Annotated in this window: 4 protein-coding genes and 1 pseudogene; all 5 read left to right on the forward strand. The window is 41.2% G+C overall.

Annotation, left to right across the window (positions count from 1 at the left end; translation table 11 throughout):
- Window positions 1–324 (forward strand): PoNe immunity protein domain-containing protein (locus tag CKO50_RS24630; RefSeq protein ID WP_255229665.1); only part of this gene is annotated, 324 nt, incomplete at its 5' end.
- Window positions 325–425: 101 nt separating this feature from the next.
- Window positions 426–644 carry a hypothetical protein gene (locus CKO50_RS12005; protein WP_255229666.1) on the forward strand — a complete coding sequence of 73 codons (219 nt, stop codon included), beginning with the start codon at window positions 426–428 and terminating at the stop codon, window positions 642–644.
- A complete protein-coding gene (locus CKO50_RS24635) occupies window positions 634–1,356 on the forward strand; it encodes a hypothetical protein (RefSeq protein WP_255229667.1) in 723 nt (240 codons plus the stop codon). The genes CKO50_RS12005 and CKO50_RS24635 overlap by 11 nt, the downstream gene beginning before the upstream one ends.
- Window position 1,357: 1 nt before the next feature.
- A complete protein-coding gene (locus tag CKO50_RS12015; protein WP_095728339.1) occupies window positions 1,358–1,786 on the forward strand; it encodes a hypothetical protein in 429 nt (142 codons plus the stop codon).
- Window positions 1,787–2,567: 781 nt separating this feature from the next.
- Window positions 2,568–2,863 (forward strand): annotated as a pseudogene (locus tag CKO50_RS25125) (hypothetical protein); the annotation flags it as partial.

A 2,863-nucleotide genomic window follows, 5' to 3' on the forward strand; every position in this document is an offset into this window, starting at 1 on the left:
ATAGCCATTGCACTTGGTGATAACGATAGACCTATTTCGCCCACACTCTATTACCCTGAAATTCATCAAAACCTTTCACTCGCTTTTACAGTACCCAATGAACAAAAGCCTGATTTACTCAAGCAATTTGCACAAAGTTGGTACAACAAGTTAGAGGGCTTGGCGGACTGGCATGATAATCATAACAGTGAATGCGAATTCGAGTACACGGATTATTATATTAGTTATTGGTGCTTTGAATTAGCTTTAGTCGCTAATGTTCTAGAAATACCAAGAGAATCCTTAGAAGATAGTGTTTATGTTCCGGTTGATTTAATCAGATAAACTTCTGCGCATGATTTTTAAAAAAGGATAGGCTGAAACACTTGGGTGTTGCAGGGCTAAGCCGCTAACCTTCACTGACAGTAGTCAGCCCTACGATTTCCATGATACCGATTATTGACCAAGTCATGGATTTACGAGATATCACCGCCAATGTCATGTTACTAACCGACGATGATGAAGCCAACGACACCGACGCTTGGCTTGCCTTTACCCTAACGGGCATTGGTTTAGTGCCAGTTGTGGGCTCAGCAGTCAAAGGCGTGGGTAAGGTTATCTTAAAAAATACCGGAGAATCGCTCTCTGCTGCGCTTGTCGTTTGAAATACTGCTTGCCCTTGCCACCTTTGGTAGTGGTGCAGTGGTTTCTGCTATCGCAAAATCCAATTACTTTGTTAAAGCAACCCGCGCACTGGAAAAGCTCACTCAAGCCACCAAGTTAAAGCGCTTAAATTACACTCGCTCGGGTACAACTGAAAAAGTACAACTAGACCGGATTAGAAAACTAGACACTACATTTTCGTCCTCACCAACTAAAAAACTAAGCCATTTTAACCTAACTATACGTCGAGAGTTTGAACAAGATCTTATATTTAAGATATCCAACGACATTAAGGTTCACCCACTTAGAATAGAGTATGAATCAAAAGTTGAAGCGCTTGCACAGTATAAAACTGAATATGAGATGATGATGAGAAGTTATAATGAAAATATCATTGATCATATTGCTAAACTGGAAGATGCAGAAAAAGCTCTAGCATTCAAAGCTCACTTAGCTAGAAGGGAGCTAGGCGCTGAATATAAAAATATTACACCAAAAGCTTTGCGAGAATACATCTATGAGGTAAATATGGGACGGTATGGCGATCCCTTAGGACCTAGTGTTTACTTGCTAATAGAAAGAGGTAAAACATACAAAGAAATAATTTGGAGCTCTTCAAAACCGAACCCAGATGTAAATAAGTTACTATCAGGGTTTAATAAGTGGTTAGAGAGTAAACCCGATAGCTATATAAAAACACTTATGGATGAATAAAATGAACAATATCTATATTAGAAATAGGGATGAATTTAGAAGAGTTTTGAAATTCGACCTCAAAAAAGGACCTCTAGATGAAATGTATTTGCATGAAGCTTTGAACGTAGATATCGAAAAAAAAGCTAGTTACATAAACTTATCTGGAGATTTTTGGGGGGTATTTGCATCAGAAGAAGGTCCGATATTATTTAACAATAATTCATTATATAAACTATCAGATAAAAATCTAAAACTTCAACACGAACCTAGCTTGGATAGCTATTCTTTTAGAGTTTACTACGAAGGCTTGTTAGTTTGTGAAAAGAAGTATAATAGATGGAAAGACTTAGATGTTGACCCGTGGTCAGACGAAAGCTTCGTAGATATTTTTATATGGATATCTGAAAGATATAATAACAAGGACTTCATAACATTATGGACTATTTAAATGTGATTACTAAAATAGTGAAATTTACGCGTGGATAGCTAGCGCATATTTTTTAGGAGTCGATAAATGCTTTCAGTAAATTAAGACATGCATGGTCTTAACCTGAAAACAATCTTTCCTAATCGTAACCAATTGATTTTTAATAGATATAAGGCAGCGGTGAAGCAAAGGTTGAGAATGCGCCGCCCGGTCAATATACCGTGCAATATGGTGAGGATAAACGCGATTACCTACCAGAAGATAATCGCCCTAAAAACCCACTGTATGGACAAATCACCCCAGCGCAAGCGGTTGAAATGGTACGCAGCGGCAATACCGCACCACTGATAGAAGCCAATGGTATTGCAACCCAAGCAGGTGACTGGTTATGGGGCACACTGCAAGGCGACTTTAATCAAAACCCCTCTACGTCACAAATCGTGGTAGGCACCTTGATTTCCATGATACCGATNTGACCAAGTCATGGATTTACGAGATATCATCGCCAATGTCATGTTACTTGACCGACGATGATGAAGCCAACGACACCGACGCTTGGCTTGCCTTTACCCTCACCGGCATTGGTTTAGTGCCAGTTGTGGGCTCAGCAGTCAAAGGCGTGGGCAAGGTTATCTTAAAAAATACCGGAGAATCCCTCTCTGCTGCGCTTGCCGTTTTACGCAAGCTCGGCAAAGGCGACCCAGTTAAATACCTAAGAGACATCAACTGGCAAGACCTAGGAAAGCAATCCGCCACGGAAGTTAAAAACATCGTCAAAGGCCTGCGCGATTCACTTGATGACATGTCTACCAGTTGGCACTACGACCTACTACTTCCAGACGCCGCCATCGAAGGCATGCAAGCCACGGTTAAACGCCTAGACGACGTCACCCCCAAAATCGACCAGCATATGCAACAAGCCGCCCAAGAAATCGGACAGCGAGTTAATAAAGCACTGGATGAATATCAAGGCCAATCACCAATTCGAGGCGTTACCGACAAACCAACCAAAGCCAAAGCCGATGAGTTGGAACCACCAAAAGGGAATGAGTTACCGGGAGGGAAGGGATTGCACCCTCTCAAAGCAGGCATGAAAGC

Origin of the sequence: Pseudoalteromonas sp. HM-SA03, from assembly GCF_002289345.1 — a bacterium.
Lineage (GTDB): Bacteria > Pseudomonadota > Gammaproteobacteria > Enterobacterales > Alteromonadaceae > Pseudoalteromonas.

Coding starts and splice junctions, on each gene's coding strand:
- CKO50_RS12005 (WP_255229666.1), top strand. CDS start 426: ATGATACCGATTATTGACCAAGTCATGGATTTACGAGATATCACCGCC.
- CKO50_RS12015 (WP_095728339.1), top strand. CDS start 1,358: ATGAACAATATCTATATTAGAAATAGGGATGAATTTAGAAGAGTTTTG.